18 protein-coding genes are annotated in these 21,610 nt (G+C 58.1%); 14 read left to right on the top strand and 4 right to left on the bottom strand.

The genetic code is table 11. The annotated features are described in order from the left end of the window. The first annotated feature begins 53 nt into the window (after window positions 1-53). From IC232_RS03795 to IC232_RS03765, 7 genes are all read left to right on the top strand, one after another. Complete coding sequence (locus IC232_RS03795) at window positions 54-584, top strand: hypothetical protein (protein WP_190843589.1); 531 nt, start codon at window positions 54-56, stop codon at window positions 582-584. Next, window positions 577-795 (top strand): hypothetical protein, encoded by a 219-nt coding sequence (locus IC232_RS03790; RefSeq protein ID WP_190843588.1) that lies wholly within the window; start codon window positions 577-579, stop codon window positions 793-795. Before IC232_RS03795 ends, IC232_RS03790 begins: the two co-directional genes overlap by 8 nt. Next, window positions 792-1,100: a hypothetical protein gene (locus IC232_RS03785; RefSeq protein ID WP_190843587.1), complete on the top strand. Its 309-nt coding sequence runs from the start codon at window positions 792-794 to the stop codon at window positions 1,098-1,100. Before IC232_RS03790 ends, IC232_RS03785 begins: the two co-directional genes overlap by 4 nt. 300 nt (window positions 1,101-1,400) lie before the next feature. Continuing rightward, complete coding sequence (locus IC232_RS03780) at window positions 1,401-3,098, top strand: hypothetical protein (RefSeq protein ID WP_190843586.1); 1,698 nt, start codon at window positions 1,401-1,403, stop codon at window positions 3,096-3,098. Window positions 3,099-3,128: 30 nt separating this feature from the next. Beyond that, on the top strand, window positions 3,129-4,085 hold the full coding sequence (locus tag IC232_RS03775; RefSeq protein ID WP_190843585.1) for a DUF7007 domain-containing protein: 957 nt from the start codon (window positions 3,129-3,131) through the stop codon (window positions 4,083-4,085). Between the two features lie 31 nt (window positions 4,086-4,116). After that, a complete protein-coding gene (locus IC232_RS03770) occupies window positions 4,117-5,163 on the top strand; it encodes a hypothetical protein (RefSeq protein ID WP_190843584.1) in 1,047 nt (348 codons plus the stop codon). Window positions 5,164-5,203: 40 nt separating this feature from the next. Continuing rightward, window positions 5,204-5,542, top strand: coding sequence for a hypothetical protein (locus IC232_RS03765; RefSeq protein WP_190843583.1), 339 nt, complete (start codon window positions 5,204-5,206; stop codon window positions 5,540-5,542). Between the two features lie 33 nt (window positions 5,543-5,575). Here IC232_RS03765 and IC232_RS03760 read toward each other — a convergent pair whose 3' ends face one another. Beyond that, on the bottom strand, window positions 5,576-6,253 hold the full coding sequence (locus tag IC232_RS03760; RefSeq protein ID WP_190843582.1) for a hypothetical protein: 678 nt from the start codon (window positions 6,251-6,253) through the stop codon (window positions 5,576-5,578). A 132-nt stretch (window positions 6,254-6,385) separates the two neighbouring features. On the opposite strand from IC232_RS03760, the gene IC232_RS03755 reads away from it, so the two are divergent. The 6 genes from IC232_RS03755 (at window position 6,386) to IC232_RS03730 (ending at window position 16,102) form a co-directional block, all read left to right on the top strand. Next, window positions 6,386-6,664 (top strand): hypothetical protein, encoded by a 279-nt coding sequence (locus IC232_RS03755; RefSeq protein ID WP_190843581.1) that lies wholly within the window; start codon window positions 6,386-6,388, stop codon window positions 6,662-6,664. A gap of 297 nt (window positions 6,665-6,961) precedes the next feature. Further along, window positions 6,962-7,312, top strand: a complete 351-nt coding sequence (locus IC232_RS03750) for a hypothetical protein (RefSeq protein WP_190843580.1) — start codon at window positions 6,962-6,964, stop codon at window positions 7,310-7,312. A gap of 185 nt (window positions 7,313-7,497) precedes the next feature. Next, on the top strand, window positions 7,498-13,587 hold the full coding sequence (locus tag IC232_RS03745; protein ID WP_210335222.1) for an Eco57I restriction-modification methylase domain-containing protein: 6,090 nt from the start codon (window positions 7,498-7,500) through the stop codon (window positions 13,585-13,587). Between the two features lie 53 nt (window positions 13,588-13,640). Next, window positions 13,641-14,147 (top strand): hypothetical protein, encoded by a 507-nt coding sequence (locus IC232_RS03740; RefSeq protein WP_190843578.1) that lies wholly within the window; start codon window positions 13,641-13,643, stop codon window positions 14,145-14,147. Window positions 14,148-14,315: 168 nt separating this feature from the next. Continuing rightward, a complete protein-coding gene (locus IC232_RS03735; RefSeq protein WP_190843577.1) occupies window positions 14,316-15,131 on the top strand; it encodes an outer membrane protein in 816 nt (271 codons plus the stop codon). Window positions 15,132-15,349: 218 nt separating this feature from the next. After that, window positions 15,350-16,102, top strand: a complete 753-nt coding sequence (locus tag IC232_RS03730; RefSeq protein ID WP_190843576.1) for a calcium-binding protein — start codon at window positions 15,350-15,352, stop codon at window positions 16,100-16,102. 715 nt (window positions 16,103-16,817) lie between these two features. On the opposite strand, the gene IC232_RS03725 is transcribed toward IC232_RS03730, so the two are convergent. Beyond that, window positions 16,818-18,098: a hypothetical protein gene (locus IC232_RS03725; RefSeq protein ID WP_190843575.1), complete on the bottom strand. Its 1,281-nt coding sequence runs from the start codon at window positions 18,096-18,098 to the stop codon at window positions 16,818-16,820. A gap of 117 nt (window positions 18,099-18,215) precedes the next feature. Between IC232_RS03725 and IC232_RS03720 the strand changes: the two genes are divergently transcribed. Next, window positions 18,216-19,826, top strand: coding sequence for a DEAD/DEAH box helicase (locus IC232_RS03720; protein WP_190843574.1), 1,611 nt, complete (start codon window positions 18,216-18,218; stop codon window positions 19,824-19,826). Between the two features lie 5 nt (window positions 19,827-19,831). On the opposite strand, the gene IC232_RS03715 is transcribed toward IC232_RS03720, so the two are convergent. Together IC232_RS03715 and IC232_RS03710 are read right to left on the bottom strand one after the other, a co-directional pair. Continuing rightward, the gene (locus IC232_RS03715; protein ID WP_190843573.1) at window positions 19,832-20,476 is read right to left on the bottom strand and encodes a hypothetical protein; all 645 of its coding nucleotides are present in this window, start codon (window positions 20,474-20,476) and stop codon (window positions 19,832-19,834) included. Between the two features lie 14 nt (window positions 20,477-20,490). Next, window positions 20,491-21,435: a PD-(D/E)XK nuclease family protein gene (locus tag IC232_RS03710; protein WP_190843572.1), complete on the bottom strand. Its 945-nt coding sequence runs from the start codon at window positions 21,433-21,435 to the stop codon at window positions 20,491-20,493. Window positions 21,436-21,610 lie beyond the last annotated feature (175 nt).

The following is a 21,610-nucleotide window of genomic DNA, read 5'->3' as shown; positions in this document are numbered from 1 at the left end:
CTTTTTCGTTCGAACATCGCTCCCTTAAAACCCCAGAATTCAGAGGACCAGGCATGAGCAACCCTGTCATCGAGATCTCGGAAGACCTCCGAGACAATCTCCTTCTCCTGTTGAACGACAATCCTAATGAGCCTGTCCAAGATTTCCTCGACAAACTCCGAAAGGACCGCCTGAGGGATTTCAGGGCGTTTGTAGCCGGAGTGTCCAATCTCCCTGACCTCTCTCCCGTCAACCGGGCCCTACAGGCCACATGGTGGTTTATCGAAAACGTGCCAGAAGATGATTGGCGTCGGAACGAGATCTACTTCGAACTTCGCAGCCTGGTTCGGGAGGTCTCCGTCGACGAACAAGCTGCGGCCGAGAGCAAGCCGCCCACATACATCCGCTTTGAATGCGGCCGCGAGGATCGGTTCAGCGAAAACCACGGCCCCTTCGGGTTCGTCCAGGCCACCTATGGCACTATCCGAGTCGGCCCCGACGGCGAAAGGGAGATTGCACAGTTCGCAGACGGGCTCTGGCATACCGAAGACGGTCAGACCTGGTCCGACTTCGTGATCTACTCCGAGGCCAAGCCCAATGGCTGAAGCCCGCACCCGTTTTGAGCAGGGGATGCGGGTCCGCTGCACCGCCCACTTCGCCGGCGTTCCGAAGGACACCCTCGGGACAGTTGGGATGGTAGCCACCGGCAAGGGGCCGTCTATCTACTGCGATCCGGGCAAGAATTTGGTTTTTGTAAACTGGGACAATGGCCAGCAGAAAGGCGTTTTCCGCGGCGAGCTTGAGAGGGTCCAATGAGCGATGATCCGCTTTTCGGGGAAGCCGAAGCCAAGCAGACGGCAATTGCTGATTACCAGGCTGTGGTCGGAACAGTGATCCGTCCAGAATGGATCACCGCCTACAAAGACGACACCTCCCATGACATCAGGACAGATGGGAAAGTCGCCGCTCGGGTGAAGACAACCGTTGAGACCGACGTAACGCGGATCTGTGACACCCATGTCGATCCCTACTGGGACCTCGAGATCGTCAACGATCCTGAGAACCTGCTCGCCGGCTACACCAGTCCCTGGACCTGGGGCAAGTCGTATCGGATCCAATAGGCCTTTCTCCTCGCCTCTCCGCGGAGAACCGCCCGGAACCACAGCTAATTTACCCAAAAGGTAAGTTCTTCTTCCTCCAAAACCGGCGACGAAATAAAACGTCAAAATCTAATTAGTGGGAAAACCCGCAGACTAGGGGCAATTATGAAACAGTCTTTACTTAGCTTTAGCGTTGCGGCGCTCGGCCAGGATGCAACCCGCCCCTTCCAAAAAGGCGGGCTCGTTTACTATGCGTTCTAAGCAGCTTTAAGCTCTAAAACTTTCAGCTCATCCACTAACAATCCTCACCGAGACCCCGTCATGACTGTGCTCACGACCATTGCATCCCCCGTCCCGCAGGAAGGCACCCTCCAATTCGTCGACGGTCCTCTCGCGAAGCTTACGAAGGATGAGGCGGTCGCGGCGATGAGCCTGCTGGACCGCCGGCGCACGGAGCAGGACATCACGTTCAGCGGCGCCGCGCAGACCCGACGCTTTTACCAAGCGGACCTGCATTTCACGACTACCTTTAAGCGGCTCAGTTATGAGACGCCCGGGCGCACCCCCTACAAGGACGTGCCCTGCTACAACAACAAGGAACAGTGCGAGGACGAGGCCCGGCGCAAGGTCGCGGAATGGGCCAAGCCTGACATGTACACCGACTCCATCCGCATGGAGATGATCGACGAGAAGGCGGTGGCGAAGTTCTTCAGCGAGGGCAACGGCACCGTCGACCTGCCCAGGCGGCGCGTGGTCTCGCACACCTATCGTCACTGCGGCGCCTGCAAGGGCCAGTCCACCGTCGAGTGCGGCGACTGCAGCGGTAAGGGTTTCGTGGGCTGCCCGAGTCGGAAGTGCTATCGCGGACGGGAGCAGTGCTGGCATTGCATGGGCGACCACCGCGGCGTGTACGTGAGCACGACGGGCCAATGGATGCGATGCCCGATCTGCTATGGCGACAAGACCGTGATTTGCCAGACATGCGACGGCGACCAATGGGTGTACTGCGGCTGCGACAAGGGCCAGGTCGGATGCTCCCCCTGCCATGCGTCGGGCTGGTTCACCTTCCGGATCGAGGCGCATGGTGAGACGAGGTTCAGTTACGGCGAACCGGTCATGGGGGGACTCGGGAGCGTCAGGCCGTTTTACGATGCCTGGAAGGCGCGGGGCTTCCCGGGCGCCAACCGCAAGTCGGACGCTGGGTCGGAGCCCTTCATCAAGAAGACCGTCTCGACTCCGGTCCTCCATAACGACGGCACCATCCGATGCGTCGCGAGCGTCAGCGGCACCGTGGGATGGAGCCTGGTCACGGGCAACCTCAAGGGGAAGGCAGTAAAGGGATTCGGCATTCACCTCGACAAGCCGTACGTCGCCTTCGAGCCCTTCCTCGACGAGATCGCCGCGGAGATCACGAAGGAGGTCGTGGCGGGGGATCCAGGCCCGATGACTATGGAGAAGAGGACCGTCAACCAGCCGATCCTTTACCGGCTGCTGGGCAAGATCGCCAGGACGAAGGAGTCGTATTCCAGCCAGATGTTCAAAGAGATCTGCGAGCCGCTCAACGGCGCCCTCACGCCGGACGCGCTGAGGGGGCTGGCGGCCTCCTACTCGACCCTCAAAGATCGCTTCGCGTCGACTCTGTGGGGAGAGGCAAAGACGATGTTCGCCCTGATGATCCTGCCCCTGGCCTTCCTGTACGTGTTCCTCAACGTGCCCCATCTGCTGCAGTCCGGGGTGCCTCTGCTGGCCGAGAACGTGAACCCGTTGGTGACGACGGTGGTGCCGGCCTTCATCCTGATGATGTTGCCGACTTGGCTGGTGAGGGGGCGCATCGACCGGAAGATGCAGGCGGAGTTCGGCAAGAGCACGGCTTGGCCGGCGAAGTTCAACCGCAACCTGTTCTCCAACGTGTCGCTGGCCCTCCTGGTGCTCGTCGTGGTGGCCTGCCTCAGCCCCTATGTGACGGGACCGAAGGGTGACGGGATGTATCTGGCGAAGTCGTGGCTCTTCAGAGGCTAGACCAAGCCGCCCGGAAGAGCAGTTTGTACAATGCTGGCCAATGGCCGGAGCATCTTTTCAGTAACGAAGCCCGCCTCCTATAAAGGGGCGGGCTTTTTTATTGCCAATGTTCAATCAACCAACGGAGAGAGCCATACAGGTAAATCCCCAAAATTAGGAGCCGCTATGACCGAGCGCGAGATCGAGCAATCGACCAACCAGGAATCCGGCTACACCCTCCGTATTGTCGAACTGTGCGGGAAGTACCCAGGCTTCCGTGTCCAGCGCCTCGAAGAGGGAGTTCTTCAGAGCCAGCCATACTGGTACCAGCTCGCGTTCGAAGACACGCTTGATGCCGCCCGAGAGGAACTACGCCTGATCCATCTGGCCGGCGTCGAACTCAAGTCGCTCACCCGTGAATACACCTCTTTCGGGCGCAACGGTCCATACACCCCCGATGGCTCCTCGGCCGACTACGGTTACAAGTATGCCGAAGGGGTGACGAAACTGAACACTCCGGGCCACGGTTTCATGCACCTCGACGAGGAGCGCAATCAGCAGATCCATGGAGCCTGGCGGAACGATCGCGGATTCTACGAGGAGGACGTCTGCTGGGCCATTGTGGCTCACCACTTCCCCGATCTCTTCACAACCCGAGATCGTCGCGACGCCAAACGGACGCTCATGAACTACATGCCGCATGAGTATATGACCGTCACTGGCGAGACCCTCACACTGTCGGACAGCATGCGCCTCCAAGAAGAGGCCTTCGTCGAAGCCACCAAAGACAAGTGGGTGTCGACATCGGCGACACAAGCTAGCGATGGCATGGTCAGAGTCACGGCAACACTCGGTGGCAATAGGGTGCCTCACCGTGGTTCACAGAAGGAGCGTGTATTCCTCGTCCCGGCTGCCGACTACGACCAGCGCACACGGTTCGGCCTTATCATCGATCCTGCCAGCTATCCGGAAATACTGCCGAACCGGCCTGTCTTCGCGGCGGCCTGAAGCTGCGCCCACGAACCTTTTTGGATCTCCTATGATTGAAGTAACGGCGCGTCCGCCGCAGTTGGACTTTTTTGCGGAAAACACATCGCCGATTCTCGCCGCGCTCGGGTTAGGTGTCGATTCGGTCGCGATGTTGATCGAGCTTGTCGAGAAAGGAGAGCGTGTTGACGCTGCGCTTTTTGCCGACACGGGAGGTGAGCGTCCCCAAACATACGCGTATCTGCCAATCTTCAAAAAGTGGCTTGAAGAACGCGGCGTTCCGCTTATAGTAGTGAAGTACGAGCCGAAGAATTTCAAGAACTATCCGCCCTACCGGACACTTGAGAGCAACCTATTAACTAATGGGACTCTGCCGTCCAAAGCCTTCGGTTTTGGTTCATGCTCGAGCAAGTGGAAGATCCAGCCTCAGGAGCGTTGGGCCGACGCGTGGGAGCCTGCTCGTCGTTGCTGGGCAGCCGGCGGCAAGGTCATCAAGCTCATTGGATACGATTGCAGCCCTGCTGATCAAAAGCGGTATAACGATCGTGAAGGTCAGCATGACGCCAAATATGAATATCGCTACCCGCTTAGGGAGCTCGGCTGGAAGCGTGAAGATTGCATCGCACGCATCAAGAAAGCGGGCCTTCCGGTTCCGGTTAAAAGTGCATGCTTCTTTTGTCCAGTTACAAAGCCGCATGAACTCCACGAGCTGGAAAAGCCACTTCTGCGGCGGATTGTTCTTATGGAGGCGAGAGCGAAGCCGCGACTGCGTGAGGTCGACGGACTTTGGCGAAAGCCTGTGAAAGGATGCAGGGGTGCCACACCGCGCCCAGGCTCGATGACAGAGTACATCGTGGACAAGGGACTACTCCCAGAAGAGGAAGTCCGGATGATCGTCGAGAAAGCTCCTCAACATCTCATGTCATTCCAGGATGCCGTCGCAGATATCGACATCAGCCTGAGGCCCGAACTGCAGCGTTGGATCGATTTGTTCGACATGACCAACGGCGATCTGATGCAAACCGCCAACACACCCAACCTTTACAGCGAAATGGCGGCCAATTCACAGGAGCCGTTAGTCACGAAGCATGCGGCGTAACCCGTCGCCGCCTTGAGCCCTTTGGAAGGATTCGCGATTTATGGCGGACTCTGCAGACCCTACTCTCGTCCTTGCCTCCGAAGAGGAAGCAACGGCCATTCTCTCCATGATGGAAGGGATGCTGCACGTTCTAAAGGACGATGGACTGAAAGGCTCACCCGATGGCGAGGATCTGGAAGACGCCCGCGTTTGGCTCTCAACCGCGACCGAAGGCCAGGCCTACCCGGTTCGACTCCCCATTGAACTGTCGGCCGCCCAGCAGACGATGCTGCGCAATGCAATCGCCAATGTCGGTGACCAGGGGCAATTCTGGAACGATGGTGATGGAGCCGAGAAGCCATTCACGGCTCGGATAGAGAACTACAGCGGGAACCTTTAGAATTGGCTCTCAGCCGCAGGTCAATTGCCCTGCCTACCAGTTAGAGCAGCGGGCCTGTTCCATCCGGTAGTTCTCAACCGTGTCCAAGGGCGCGTTCAGTCGCCGGGATTCTTCCATCATCCGATTGAATACGCCGCTAGCGGCGCCAAACACCTGGTTAAAGGCAAGCTGCTGGGCTTGTGTTGAGCTCAGCTGCTGCGGTGTGAGAGTTCCAACCGCCCGATTGATGTCGAACTGTAGGCTGCCAGCGTGGTTCATGATTGAGTTTCGGTAAATCCGGACATGCTGCATTTCGTGCTGCCGGATGTTCTCGTATTCGCAGCTGCCCGGGCGGTACTTGCCCGCGATGAACACCTGGATTGGCTCATTAAAGCCAATTGTGACCGTCACCACCCGGGGGCGATAGCAGCCAGGTACAGACTCCCCTTGCATCTTGAGGTCGATCGTGGGCTTTGCCTGAGCTAACCCGTTGATGTGCCAGCCCGAAGGTGCCGACGCCCGCAGCTGGGCCGGGTTTCCCGCGGCCATCGCAACATTCTGCGGCGAGCTTAGAACGACCTGTGGCTCCGGCGTGATGACATTTACCTGCACGGGCATCGGTCTGCACTGAGCATAAGCCACGCCCGGAAGAAAAGCGGCAGTGGACAGCACCGTCAAAGCTACGTTCCGCAACGAAATCTCCTGCTCGGCAAGTGCCGAAATAAAAAACATCTTACCGCTTTATAATGCGGTTCTGCAGGCGACCAAAGCCCGATTTTTCAAACTTTCAAGATCACTGTCAGTCGACACCAAACCCTCCATCGGACTGACACCCATCAAATCCCCAAAACAGGAAAGAGACTTATGGCCACTCTGAAACTGACGACCTTCCAGGCATTTCCCGCCGAGGGTCCAAATGGCTCACCGAGAACGGCTCTCAGCCGCGCTGCCGGCACAATCCCTTATCCCGACAAGGCGGTGGAAATTAAGACTGCGGATGACGCTGTCCGTGCCTTTGATGAGTATTGCCAGGAAGTGACGCAGAACGGGCTTCCGGCCCACGCATTCGCCAGCCTCAAGAATGGCGATCGCGCCCCCCGCGGGTTCAAAGCACTGAAGCTTGATCGCTACGTCAACGTCTGACCCTCGAACCAGTCTCGGGACCCGATAATCTGATGGCAACACTCATCCTATCCTCTCACCCGGCATCATCTGACGGTTCCGGATTCAATTCGATTCATTTCCATCTCGACGGGTCGGAGCCACCGCTTCCACAGGAATCCGTCGAGATCCGAACTGCCGCAGACGCAGCGGCCGCGTTCGAACAATATTCTGAGAGGGCAACGGCCACCTCAAAAGGCATCTGGATCACGGCGAGCCTCCGCAAGGGCCAGCGTGCGCCCAACGGCTTCCGGAAGCTGAAACTGGACCGCTTCGTCAATGTCTGACGGCAACTCCACTTCGGACCTCACCGACCAGGCTTTCATCATCGAAGGGAATGGCGACACATTCGCCATCCGGGATCCCAACAGCGACTTGCTTGTCGCCGAGGTCCGGTACCATCCCATCGTGGGTCTCGATCCCCTTGAAACGCCGTCCGGTCAGATCGCAACCCAGATGGCGGCGGCGCCTGTTCTCCTCTCAGCGCTCTACGATGCCAAAGAGGAAATCGAGAATATGCTGGCCGACCTACTGGAAGACAGCGAGGAGGATGTTCTGTCAAAAAGAACACTCGCCAAGATCGATGCCGCGATCGCTCTCGCCACCCGGAACGCTCCATCGGAGAGTTAGATCCATCCGGACAACTCTCACATCAGACCAATAGAAATCGGACTTCAGATCAGGCCTGGGCGCTTAAGCGCCTGGGCCTTTTTTGTTTTTAGCCAATTCAGACGCCGGAATTTTTCAGACCAAAACCCCCAAACGCTGGCTTCGGCCAAGCAGCCTTCGGCTGAAGCAAACGAATGAGATTGTCCATGATGTCAGAAGCTTCGAACGTCGCGATCAACCTCGCGGATCAGATCGATGAGTGCCGTGAGTTCTCGCGCTCGAAGCGCGTCAATATCAGTGAGATTGCCTCTCGCTTCGGGATCACCCTCAAGGAGGCTCGCTCCCGCGTTCAACTCACTACCGTCGCTCCGCAGATCATTGCGCTGTTCCGCCAGGGCCACCTCGACCTCGACCAGATCGAGGCCTTGAGCATCAGCTCCGACTTCAAGGCGCAAGAGAAGGTCGTCTTCCATGCCCTGAACGACTGGGCTGCTGAGCCGGAGCAAATTCGCCTCATCTTGAGCCCTGTCGGAGTTCCGGAGAGCCATAGGCTCCTCGCCTTCGTCGGTATGGAGGCCTACAAGTCCGCCGGCGGCTTCGTTCAGCGCGGCCTCTTCGATGAGCCTGGCAACGGAACCCTCTCTGACCCCTCCCTTCTCGTTCAACTCGCCTCGCAGAAGCTCAATGCCATCTGCGCCCAGGTGAAGGCAGAAGGCTGGAAGTGGGTCTCCACAGGGTCCAATCCCGAAGCCGCTTGGGACATCATCTCCTATCGCTCCGAACAGCTGAGCCATCCTGATCCTCTGTTCGGCATCAACATCCCCGCCGAATGGCTGGCCGTCTCAGGTGCCCTCATCGGCCTTGATGAAAAGGGTGCCCTGAAGATCCAGCGTGGTCTCGTCAAGCCGCAGGATATAGAGGCCGCCAAGCAGCTGGCTTCTGCCAACGAGAACATTCCCGCCGCTGAGCGGACTGAGGCTGCCATCCTGCCGCACGCGGACGAGGGCACCCCCCTCACTGAGGTCGAACAGGCTGCGGCTGCTGCCGAGAGCACTGCGCCCGACGCGGCGGCAGATGTTCAGGAAGGTGCTGATCCCTTCGTAGGCGACCTGGTTGTCGAGACGGTCCTCGAGGAGCAAGACCTTGCGCCCGCCCTCCCGGTGCTCGCTCCTGAACTCGACAGTCGGCGCAATTACCGGATCCAGCCTGGCGAATTGAAGCGTCAAGGATCCTGGAAGGAAACCGCCAAGCGCAACATCGATATCATCGAGCTCGCCAAAGCGATTGCCACTGAAGGCCGCGAAGCCACCGATGAGGAGAAGTCTCTCCTCACCAAATACACCGGCTGGGGCGCCAGCGAGATCGCCAACGGTCTGTTCGGCGTCGGCTACCGGCACGACTGGTACCAGATCACGGACCGCCTGAAGAAGCTCCTGACCGATGAAGAGTACCAGGAGGCCAAGCGCACCACCCAGTATGCCCACTACACCAGCGAGCCGGTCATCTCCTCGATCTACAAGGGCCTGCAGCGCCTTGGGTTCAACGGCGGCTCAATCCTTGAGCCCGGCATGGGCATCGGTCTGTTCAACGGCCTCATGCCCGAAGATATGGCGGCCGCCAGCACCTACACCGGCATCGAGTACGATGCGGTTTCGGCCTCTATTGCCCGTCTCCTCTATCCCCGCAGCCACATCGTCACGGGCGATTACGCCAAAACGGCCCTGCCGCGGGACTTCTTCGATGCGGCCATCGGCAACCCGCCGTTCAGCTCCACCAAGGTCCTGAACGATCCGGAGTACAAGAAGCAGTCCTTCCTCCTGCACGACTACTTCATCGCCAAGACGATCGACCGCGTCCGGGAGGGCGGCCTCGTTGTCCTGATCACCAGCAAGGGCACGATGGACAAGAAGAACGACAAGGCCCGGCGCTACATCGCCGAGCGTGCCGATCTCGTGGCCGCCGTTCGCCTACCTCAGACAGCGTTCAAGGAGAACGCCGGCACCCAGGTCGTGACCGACGTGATCTTCCTGCGCAAGCGCATGGCTGGGGAGAAAGTGCGTCGCACCAGCACCGGTGCCGCCCTGTACGGGACAAACGAGCGTGGTGAGGCCGTCGGCCAGCCGATCCTCTATTTGAACGACTGGATGGAAACCGCAAAAATCGAGGTCGAAGGCTACGATTTTGAAATCAATGAGTATTTCCACGCACATCCGGAAATGGTCCTCGGGCGCCACAGCGTCAGCGGGTCGATGCACCGGGCCGTCGAATACTCCGTCGATCCCCTCACCGACGTGGCCATTGAGGATGCCTTCGAGGCTGCGGTCCAGAGCCTGCCCGAGGGTGTCTATGTCGAGCATCGGAAAACCTCGTCAGTGGCCTCTCAGGCTGCAGCAGGCCCGACCGTCGATCTCGACCCGACCAACCGCAAGGTCGGAGGCCTGTACCTCTCTGAGGACGGTACGGTCATGCAGTACGAGAACGGCATTGGCCAGCCGTTGACACAGCGTTTCAACTCCTCTGGCAAGGCCATCGATCTGCGCCCGAGCGAGCTCTTCTGGCTCAAGGGCTATATCAAGCTCCGCGACGCCCTGAAGAAAGCTCAGGCTGACCAGCTCAATGATGGAAACTGGGAATTCTCGCTGGCCCGTCTCAACGAGGTCTATGACTCCTTCGTCAAGACCCATGGCCGGATTCTGCAGTACACAGTCGTCGAGCGCACTGGTGCCGACGGTACGGTGACGGAGACCAAGCGCTTCAAGAACGATCCTCTCATCCGGATCGACGCTGAGGGGGCCCTTGCCTACGCTCTCGAAACCATCGCCGAAGATGGCGAGATCCGCCGCGGTCCGGTTCTGCAGGGTCGCGTGCTCAAGCGCGACCAGGAGCCTGCGATCAATACCACGCAGGATGCCCTGTTCGTCTCCCTCAACCGCCTCGGCCGCCTCGACATCGACGATGTTGCTCGGCTCGCCCAACTGAGCCGGTCCGAGGTCATCGCCGACCTTGGAACCTCCATCTTTGAGGATCCCGCCGGTGGCCGCTGGATCATGGCTGACGAGTACCTCTCCGGGAACGTGGTTCAGAAGTTGAGGGACGCGATGGCGGCCTGCAACCTTGACCCGCGCTATAAGCGCAACGTTGAGGCGCTCATGGAAGTGCAGCCGAAGCAGCTTGCCGCCTCGGACATCATGGTGCGCCTCGGCGCCAACTGGATCCCGACCTCGGATATCGAGGTCTTCGCCCAGGAAATGATCGGGGACCGTATGAAGGTCACCTATACCCAGTCTCTTGGGACCTGGACCGTGACCTGCCACTCCCATGCGGTGTCCGAATGGTCGTTTGACCGGATGGATTCGTCCGAAATCCTCCAGGCTCTGCTCAACAGCAAGCAGCTCAAGATCGTCGATCGCCATGAAGACGGATCCTCCAGCGTGAACGTGGAGGCCACCGAGAAGGCGAACGATATCGCGACGAAGATGCGCGAAGCGTTCCAGAAGTGGCTCTGGACCGACGCCGACCGGATGGAGCGTCTCGTTTCCTATTATAACGAGAACTTCAACAACATCGCGCCCCGGATCTTCGACGGCTCCCACCTGACGCTGCCGGGCCTCTCTCTGCGGTTCTCGCCTTACTCCCACCAGAAGCGGGCTGTTTGGCGGATTATTCAACAGGGTGACGTGTACCTGGCGCATTCGGTCGGGGCTGGCAAAACTTTCGAAATGATTGCCGGCTCCATGGAGCAGCGCCGCCTTGGCCTCATCTCCAAGCCGATGTTCGTGGTCCCGAACCATATGCTGGCCCAGTTCTCGCGCGAATTCCTTGAGATCTATCCGGCAGCGAACATCCTGGTTGCGGACGAGTACAACTTCCACACCCACAACCGCCGCCGCTTCGTGGCCCAGGCCGCGCTCAACAACCCTGACGCGATCATCATCACCCATTCGGCGTTCGGCCGGATCGGCATGAGCAATGAGTTCTACAAAGAATTCATCGATGATCAAATCCGCGAGTGGGAGTATCTGCTGCAGGACGTCGACAATTCTGATCGCCGTACGCGCAAGCAAATCGAGCGTCGCATCGAAGCTCTTGAGCGTCGCCTTGAAGCACGACTTGCCTCTGACAAGAAGGATCAGGTTCTGACCTTCGAAGAACTCGGCGTGGACTTCATCAATGTTGATGAAGCTCATGAATTTCGCAAGCTCGACTTCGCGACGAACCAGGGCAACATCAAGGGTATCGATCCGGCTGGTTCACAGCGGGCACTCGACCTTTTCATGAAGGTCGACTACCTGCGCCGAACCAATAAGGGCCGTGCGATCGTCATGGCATCCGGTACCGCGATCACCAACACCATGGGCGAACTGTTCACGGTGCAGCGGTTCTTCCAGCCTCAGCAGTTGCAGGCCGATGGCCTCGACAGCTTCGATGCCTGGGCTGCCCAATATGGCGATATCGTCGCTGGCTTCGAACAGAACGCTGCCGGCGGTTACGAGATCGTCAGCCGCTTCGCCAAGTTCTACAACGTGCCGGAACTCATGCGCCGGGTGCGCAGCTTCATGGATATCCTGTCCAGCAAGCAGCTTGGTGAACTCGTCGAACGTCCTCTCATTGAGGGCGGTCAGCGTCAGATCATGGTGACCCCGGTTCCGACCGGCTACAAGGAGTACCAGAAGGAGCTTGAAGCTCGCATCAAGGCCATCCGTAACCGGACCGGCGCCCCAAAGAAGGGAGATGACATTATCCTGACCGTCATCTCCGACGGCCGTTTCTCGGCTATCGATATGCGGTTCGTGGACCCGAACTGGCCGTCCGACCCAGACAGCAAGCTCAATCGGATGCTCGATGACGTCATCGCGGCCTATCATGAGACCGCTGACTTCGAGTTCTTCGATCCTGCCACCAAGAGGCCCGAGCCTCTGAAAGGCGGCACCTCGATCGTCTTTACCGACATCGGCCTCGGTGAGCAGTCTGCCATCAACCGTGGTTTCGATATGAAGGCATGGATGCAGCAACGGCTGGTCGAGGGAGGCGTGCGCCCGGAGCACATCGCGTTCATGCGGGATCACAAGCAGCACGCCAAGAAGGAAAGGCTGTTTGCCGAGATGCGCGAAGGCAAAAAGCGCATCTTGATCGGCGGAAAGGATATGGAGACGGGCGTAAACGTTCAAAAACGTCTCTACGACCTTTTCCACCTTGATGCGCCGTGGTTCCCGGCTTCCGTGCAGCAGCGCGAGGGCCGTATCGAACGCCAGGGCAACCAGAACAGCTCGGTCCGTCTCCGGGCCTATGCCACAAAGGGTTCCTATGACTCCACCATGTGGGGCATGAACGCCCGCAAGGCAAGGTTCATCGAACAGGCGATGAACGGCGATGACACGATCCGCAGCATGGATGACGTCTCGGAGGCCTCGGCTTTCCAGATGGCCGCAGCTCTGGCATCCGGTGACGAGCGTTACATGAAGGTCGCCGGCCTGCGCGCTGATATCGAACGCCTTGAGCGGCTTCGCCAGGCCCATAGCTCTGAGCAAGGGAAACTGCGCCATGAGCGGCTCTGGGCCGAGAAGACCATCGAGGGCTCCACATCCAAGGTTGACGTCATCAAGGCAGCGATCAAGCAGCGTCAGCCGGTCGTTGCTGGCGAGTTCATGGGCATGGTTGAAGGCCAGGTGTACGAGAAGCGGGAAGATTTCGGAAACGCTGTCATCAAGGCTGTCGCTCAGTATGTGAACCGTGGAGTCACGGGCACACGGGAGATCGGCACCCTCGCTGGCTTCAATCTCGTGTTCCTGGGCAACAAGGCTACGAACTACAATCGCTACTCGGCTGAGGTCTATATGGACCTTCCGGGCGAGCCTGACCCGATCGTCGAGTATCCCTTCAGCCCCGACCTCGCCCCGGGCGGCATCGCAACCCGTGGCCTGAATCAGGTCGGCGGACTGGAGCGCCTTCTCTACCAGCACGAGGACAACATCCTCCGGAGCCATCGGAAGATCGAGCAGATCAAGAACCGACTTGGCATCCCGTTCCCGGAAGAAGCTCAACTGCTGGAAAAGACGGCGGAGCTCAATGCCCTCGAGGCGGAACTGGCGGCTGAAAAGGCTGCTGAAGCCGCCTCTGGCGAGGAGGAAGTGGTCGAAGAAGCGGCTCACGACGACTGCCCTATCCAGGACGGCACCGAGGAGGTTGCCTTTGAAGCCCCTTTAGCATCCTCGGACCTCAACCAGTTCGAGGAGCCGCCGCCGCCTGCCAATGATGATCTTTCGTTTACCGCGATGGCCGTCGGGTATGCATCTTAATTCGGAATGCTGATATAAGGTGCAAAACAAGGACGCGATTTGCGAATCGTAATATGAAAACATCGCTGACAGACGACAGGACTATCTCAGCCGCAATTGAGGAGCGAGTGGCGCTAGCATTGCTGCTCGTTCTCAATCTCGTCGGGTTGGCAGGATGGCTGACATTAGCCATCCTTGCCCTCTTGGCAGCCGTAGGAATGCTGCGCTCGCCCAGGTACCGGCGGGTGTTACAAGCCTTTGGCCTTGAACGGATCACATGGAAAGAGGACATTTATCGCGATTGGCGGCTACGATACCTTAGGAGCCGCAATGCCGCCAAAAGCGAGGCGAGCAAGCTCCACGTCCTAAAACGTTGGCAGCGGACACTCGAATTCTACCAGAACCGAGCGGTCTATGGGCTGACCTTTGTCCTCGCTGCTGTCCCTTACGGGTTCAAGATGCCTGCGGTATTCGCTCTCGGCATCATCATCATGCACGCCTTTACCGCCACTTCCCGCTGGCTCAGCGTCCGTGAGCATGAGCGCATCGTCGCTTCGCGGAACCTTCTCGGATCATTCTAATCGGAATTCCCAGTAGGTCATTGCCAGAGACGATCTGAAAACCCCAAAAGCCCGCGCTTCCGAGCGCGCGTCGTAACGCGGGAAGAGACGCCCAATAGCCCTCTCTCCCGCAAGTCGGCAGCACATATCGGCCGGCTCGTCCTTCTCAACTCCAGAACTGAGGTTTACATGAAGTACCGTTCGTTCCTTTCGCTTGCCGCCTGCGCCGCCATGGCGATGTTCGCCCTCCCCGCTGCAGCTGCCGATCTCCCGTACTCGGCCCAGCCCGTACCAGGCCCAGCAGTGCGCGTCGCTAGCACTTCGTTCAGTTGGACCGGCTTCTACGCTGGTGTGAACGGCGGCTATGGATGGTCGCACGAGGATAACCTCTCCGTTTCGAGCGATGAGGGCTTCTTCTTCAACAATCCGGCATTCGAGGGCTTCCACCATTCGGACGGCGATGGCTTCGCCGGCGGCGCCCAGATCGGTTACAACTACCAACTCGGAAGCTTCCTCGTCGGTCTCGAGGCTGACGTCAACTATGCCGACCTTGAGAGCGCGGCTTCCGGTTCTCTCGATCAGGGCTTCACGGTTGAATCGCTGGACGCCCGTTCCAAGCTCGATTGGTTCGGCACAGTCCGCGCCCGCGTCGGCTTCATCCCCGTCAACCGTGTCCTCGTGTATGCGACCGGTGGTCTGGCCTATGGATCGGTTGAGGTCAGCGCCGTCGATACGGCCACTTACAACCGCCTTGGCCGACCCGGAGACGTTTGGACAGGCAACACATCCGACACGAAGTTCGGTTGGACGATCGGTGCGGGCGCGGAATACGCCCTGACCGACAACCTCATTCTTCGCGGTGAAGCTCTATACGTCGACCTCGGCAAGACGGAGGTCACGGGCACATACACGGGTGATTTCGATGCGCTTGCGGAGGACACCTTCGTAGCAACGTCCGACACGAAGTTCACCGTCGTTCGCGCCGGCTTGAACTACAAGTTCTGATCCTCAATCTCCCCCTTGAGGAGCAGAGAGAAGGCCCGGTGTTTTACACCGGGCTTTTTTGTTGCTCAGTTCCCCAAATCCCATAATCGCAGCCATACCGGGAGGGAACGTCGTTTATCGGGATCCTGTCTCCAGGCGCTTGCTCTAGGTGAACCGCCATGCTTCCATAGGCAAAAGCTGATACAGACGGCATCAATCTGAATTAGGGGTAGATCAACATGGCGACGTTTAAAGCCGGAGAAGCCTTCCGGGCTAGAATGGACAAGGTGGATATCTCCGGGTTGCAACGTGGCCAATGGACCAATCGCGCGGAAACTTCGTTTCGAATTGTCACGGACGGTACGGAGGTGTCGTCCTTCAAAGGCTACAACTTTAGCTACCGTGCAAATGGTGCGATTGATGGTGGTACAGTCACATCTTACTCAGAGGAGATGCAGGGGATACCGTCGTTCAGATTTACGGGCCTCAGCATCAACGTTCAAAACATGGCCGCACGGGTCCTTGCTGGAGATGGTAAAGGCTTTTTGAGCCTGCTCCTTTCAAAGAACGATTCCGTCTATGGCTCACCCCTCAATGACTATCTAATCGGTTTTGCAGGCAGAGATGTTGTCAAAGCCGCCGGTGGCGACGACACATTGGCAGGCGGTGCCGGCAATGACACCCTCTATGGTGGTGCAGGCTCCGACAGTTTTGTCTTCGACATCAAGGATACCGGCCGCGACCGGATAGCCGACTTCTCCACCCGGTCAGATAGGGTGTTGATCGACAGGCCTGGCGGAAAAGCGAAAGTCAGCGATGACTCGTTTGTTTATGGAAGCCAGGCGCTCGATAGCAATGATAAGATCGTTTACGACAAGGCTAAGGGAGCCATTTATTACGATGCAGATGGCACAGGCTATAGGCCCCAAATCACCATAGCTAATGTCAAGGCGGGACTCCACCTGACCGCGGACAACTTCTTATTCATATAACTAGGATCAGCAGTTAGAATTTGCCACAACTGTCTGTCAGCGACTGACGAAAGTCCGACTTGCGGAGATAGGGCTTTATACGCGCCATGCGCTGGAATGTTGCGATCGTCTCTTTGCATTCCTCAGGAGAGTCGGATGGAAAGTAGCGCATCCGGCAGTATTCCGGGCAGCCGGTAATCGCAAGGCCAAGATTTCCCATATTATTTGGGTTCTTGGTTCTCCGGACGATTGCCTCACGCCTTCTGATCTCTTGGTCCAAGTAGATAATAGAATCGGTGCACTGCTTCAGATCTCTCGGCCCGCCACACCATTCCCCATATCGGGCTAGTTCCGCAGCCTTCTCCTCCTCTTTAGTCAAAGCCGGAGGCGCCTCCGCTTGGGGCTTAGCTGGGCTCCGCGGGATGATAATCGGCTGGGGGAGGACAATACCAAGATCCTCCATCCTGACCGGGCCTCCCATTGTGCTTTGTGAAGCTGACGGGGCCTCGATTGCTTGGACCGCGTTAGTGGCAGCAACGCAACAGACACTCAAGGCGAGTAGCCCGTACGCAGCGATAACACAGGTCCTTGCCATCATTCAGCTCCGGGGAAGTCCACTACATCGCCGAGCGAGAATGGGCGAACTTCAATGCAATGCACAGTCGGACTGCGAGCGTTTTCAACAAAGAAACCCGGCGCTGGGAAGCGCCGGGTCGATAGCCAGGTAGTATGACAGCTAACGCGATAGGCCGTGGTCCCGCGCTGGTCCAAGCTGCCGCAGATCGATACTCCGGCTCATCGGAACCAAATTCATCGCCTTGGCTTGCTCCATCACTTTATCGGCTGCCGACAACTGTAATCCTTCAGGGAACTTCGATGGATCAGATGCAAACGCCCCGATTTGGTTCTGCAGGTTCTTCGGAAGGCTCTCGACGCCCGTTTCAGGTGAAACGGAGATCCCAGGATCCTTGACCTCTCGGCTGGACGTCGGCTTCCCGTACTGGTCGAGTTGGGAGAACACTGCCCGCCCCTCTGAGATCTCGACGGCGCCGTGCCCTTCACGGCCGGAGAACCTCGCCTCTTTGGTGACCCTGCCCTCCCGGTTCAGCATCGTCATGACATCGGTCTCACGATTGCCCGCGGAAACCGATGCCTCAAGGGGGCTCTCCTGCATAGACTTCTTGCCGATCTGAAGGGCTTTGTCCGCCTGCGCCGATATCTGAACTCCATCCGGGCCAATTTTCACCGAACCCTCCGGCAGCTCGCTCACAAAGTTCCGCTTGCGCGCGATCCCCTCCTCAGACGACTGGGAATAAGCAGAAAGGGTTTCACGACCGGCGCCTGTTGAGAGAGCGATAACACCCTGATCGCCCTTACCCGCTGGGTCTTTCTGGCCCACGACGAAGGTCTTTGTATCGGTAGAGCCCAACGAGGAAACCTTGCCTTCGGAGACAGACTTGCCACCTTCACTCTGCGGCTGACCAGGAAGATTGATCCCTGCTTGGCCAGCTATCCCGGCCAGTTTGCCGTTCGCAGCTTGCATTCCAGGCTGGTCCAGACGAACCGCTTTTTCCTCCCAGGTCTTCTTCTGGGCTTCGAGGTTGGCACTCGCTGCGGCATCAGGATCCACGCCCGTCAGGTACTTGCTCATCGTGCGACGGGCTAGGTCGAGCAACTCCATCGATCCATAGGCGAACCCGGCGGCCAGAGCCGCATAGCCGCCCCACTGGGCCAGCGTTCCACCGGCCTCCGCCAGCTTCTCGGCCCTGTTATTCCTGCCGAGGAAGGAGTTAACGGCATCGCCGAAGCCGCCGTTGTCGTCCTTCCCGTTGTCGTTCCGGCGTCGGGTGCTCGCGTCGGGCGACCTCGAATCCGCAGCATGCCCGTCTGCACGCTCATGGGGGCGGCTCTGGGAGGAAGGGCTATCCAGGTGCCTGTCTGCCTTTACCCCGAACCCGTCGTTATGTGGCTTCATCCGTGCCATTGACCACTCCTTGTAGACGGGTGCTTTTAACACATTCCCCGAATTAGAAACACATTTTTACGCTTTATTCTTCTTATGGCTCCGCTTCCGTGCTATGGTGGGGAATCCAAGTTGCGTTCCAGAGCCAACCAGCCCCTTTCGGATTCTCTGATGCCCGTTAATCACGAACTCAGACAGGCGATGCAAGATCGCGTGACCGCCCAGGCCTCTGAACTTCTGGCGGAAGGGCAAAACGTCCTCGTTGTGTCACCGACAGGGTCGGGCAAGACGAACATGTTCACGGACGTCATCGACAAAGCGATCCAGCGGAATCCGCAGGCCAACATCCTGGTCATGCAGGACCGCATCGCGGTCGCAGAACAGAACAAGCGACGGGCCGAAAGCCTTGGGCACAAGAGCACTTCCCTTGGGATCGCCGGCAATTTCGATCAGTCGGGACAGATCGTTTATGCCCTTCCTGAAACCGTCATGGCGAACGTCAACAATATGAAGATGTACGATCTCCTGATCGTCGACGAATGCCAGCACGCCAGCGACGACCCCGACTCTCAGCACTCCGCTATCATCAGCGCGGCCAGAGCTCGCAATCCTAAACTGGCCGTGATGGGCGCCACGGCGACCCATGAACGGCCGGACGGCAAGGCGCTCCACCCAGATCTTGCCCAGGCGACGATGCTTCGTGTGACCTATAAGGAAGCTCTCAGAATCGGCGCTATCGTCCCCACTAGGACCGTCACCCCGTATGTCGCCCTGAAGGACGGCTCCTCTATTGAGGCGGCGGTCAGTAAGTTTATCGACCCGACTAACCCGGTCGAGACCCAGTCTGGGATCCAGAGCCACATCCGCAAGAACCGACCGGCGGACTACCACAAGCGATGCGTTCAGGCCTGGGCACGAGAAGGTGGCTCCCAGATGCCGACCTTCGCCTATACAGGCACGATCGAGGATGCCGAGAGTCTCGCCAAGAGCTTCAAGGCTGCCAACGTTGCCGTTCAGACGGTCCACTCCAAGATGCCCAAGCCTAAGAGGGATCAGGCCTTTGCGGATTACCGTTCAGGCAAGACCCAGGTTCTTGTTTCGGTCGACATGCTCATTGAGGGTGTGGACGAGACGAAAACCGCCTGCATCCTGAACGCAAAGGAAATCACGAGCCGGGCTGAGAAGCAGCAGATGGAAGGCCGCGGAATGCGGGCTCACACGGAGCGAGACGCCAGCGGCGCGACCACCTTCGACAAGACGGAATGTCTGGTCATTGATATGGGCGCCTCCACCACTCTGCACGGGAGAATGGAGGACTACATCGAGATCGAGGCCTATCTCGTTGAAGGCTCAAAGGCGTCCAGCTACCGCCCTTGGCGAAAGCTCTCCAGGGAAGGTGATTCGACCGAAGTCATTGGTCTTCATACAGGCGATAAGACCCTGTTCGCTGTTCGTCCGGAAGGTTCGCGGGCCTACCTGCTCTTTGAGAAGACTGAAGGTAGCGCTGGGCGAAAGCAGGGACAGGTTCGCGATATCAAACCCGCTCGGCCGCACAAGGCGACCTCAAGCGATCTTTCCAGGATTGGTCATGAGGCTGTTCGCCAGAACGTCTCCTTGTTCACAGTTCTGGAGTCGACCCGGATTGAACAGCCGACCGGGAGTCAGACACGCAAGATGCGGAAGATCCTTATGGACAGCTTCAAGGAGTCCAAAGGTTCGCTATTGGCCTTCACGCGGTTCCAGGTGCAACACGCACAGAATGTTCGTGCCGTCGCGAGATGACGCCACTAAGCCGCAGCTTTGAAATGGGATTTTGCTGCAGTCAGGATCTCATCAAAGATCGGCTGTGCCGCGAGGCAAGCTTCCAATGCTGCCTCAATAGGTTTGAGAGCATCTTCGATCGACTCATTTTCGACTGCCTTCGCTAGACTCTCAGCGTCAACCCGGACCGGGCGATAGAATATGCCGTCGTCCTCGTGATAATTGAAACCCGCAGCTTTCAGCCTCTCGATATAAGGATTGACGAACTGCTTCCACTTCTTACCCTTCGGGGCGACCGTGCCCTTTTCGTACTCCCACCAGAAGGCGAGTTCGCCCCTGCCGGCGCCGCAGAGCCTCGTTAGCCAGAAATAATCGACCTGCGCATTATCATCGAAGTTGTCCCCTGGACCTGAGTAGAGATAAAAGTAGCCGTACTGGGATGGCTCATCGCTCCCCTCTTCAGTGTATTCCCATTCCTTTGGGTAGAAATACAGATCAACCTGATCCCAGCTAAAGCTACCTTCCCAACCGCTCTTCTCAGCCCATTCCTCAATAAGCACATCGATGGCTTTGCCTACTTTGGCTTCGAGTTCGTAGCTCAGCCTTCGCGCAGCAGCATCAATGTCCGAGAGATGGCGAACAATCAGAGCGTCCATTTGATTTGAAGACATCGTGCTTTTCCCGTTTAGAATCGAGCAATATGCTGGGCGAATTGCGTGAGTAAGCGGTCCACGAAAGTGGTCCCACCGCTCTGCTGGCGCTTTATTGTCTCCTCTATTGCGCGTGCTACATCATCCCACGTCGCAATGATAACCCGAGGAGAGACCACGTTTCTCGGCTTGTCGCCAGATCTGGTGAGAAAGACTAGCCCGATACGATCTCGGCCCAAGGCCTTTGCACGTCGCTCAAGCAGGTCCAGATACCGGTCGATCTGTTCTTCGCCCTCACGGGCAGCGATCTTGACCTCGATAAAAGCTGTGAAATCCGAACCATCGATAACGATGTCGACACGGTTCGCATCATTGTCTAGCGAGTAATGTTCTGTAGACACCCGATATTGCTTCGCATCGTCAACGGACAGCGGAAACTCACCAACATGCCGTTTGGAAAGGCGATCTAATAGCGCTTGGAGGATCGCGGCTCCCTTCCCGTGGGTTTGTCGCTTATCGAGGAGCCAAGCCAACACGGATGCGTTCCGAACTTCGTTCTTCCCGAGGCCCGATATCGACCAGATGTCGATCTGCTCGCCGCTTCGGATGCTTGCTTCGGAAAGCCTCCTAAAGTGCTCCAAAAAGTTTCGCAGTGTCTCCTGGTCCGGAATAACCTCGGCCGGACGCTGCGGCTCTGGAGGAACGTCGCGCCGTAGCCGGCTGAACTCCACCAGGAACGTCTCTAGCCGATATCTCGGAGCATCCTCGGCCTTGTTCAGGCTCGTAGAGTTTGGGCTCGACAGTTCTCTAAATCTCGCAAGGAAAGTCGCAAAAGAGGCCAAGCTGCTGCCAGCAGTAGTCGCCTCTGACTGTGAAGGCTCGACCAAGGCCAGTTCGGGCTTCGAAAGCCGTTGGAACTCCCTTACAAATTTTGCGAGGGAAGCCGTCTCCCTGTCGCTGGTGCCGCTGCCTCTCACCATGTGAGTATTGGTTCTCTCCCAAGAGAATGAGTAGTGGGAACGACTTGATACTGAATCATGAAACGTCCTCCCTCAACGCCACCTATCCAGAATAGTGACCCAAATTGGTGGCGGCAATATACACGCCGGTCCTGCCTCCGAGGCTCCTCATCAACCTAATTCCAGTGTCGCACCT

This window comes from Microvirga sp. (assembly GCF_014699075.1).
In the GTDB taxonomy this organism is placed as follows: Bacteria; Pseudomonadota; Alphaproteobacteria; order Rhizobiales; family Beijerinckiaceae; genus Microvirga.
Note: the sequence above shows the minus strand (reverse complement) of the source record. Positions and strands in the feature narration are given on the sequence as shown.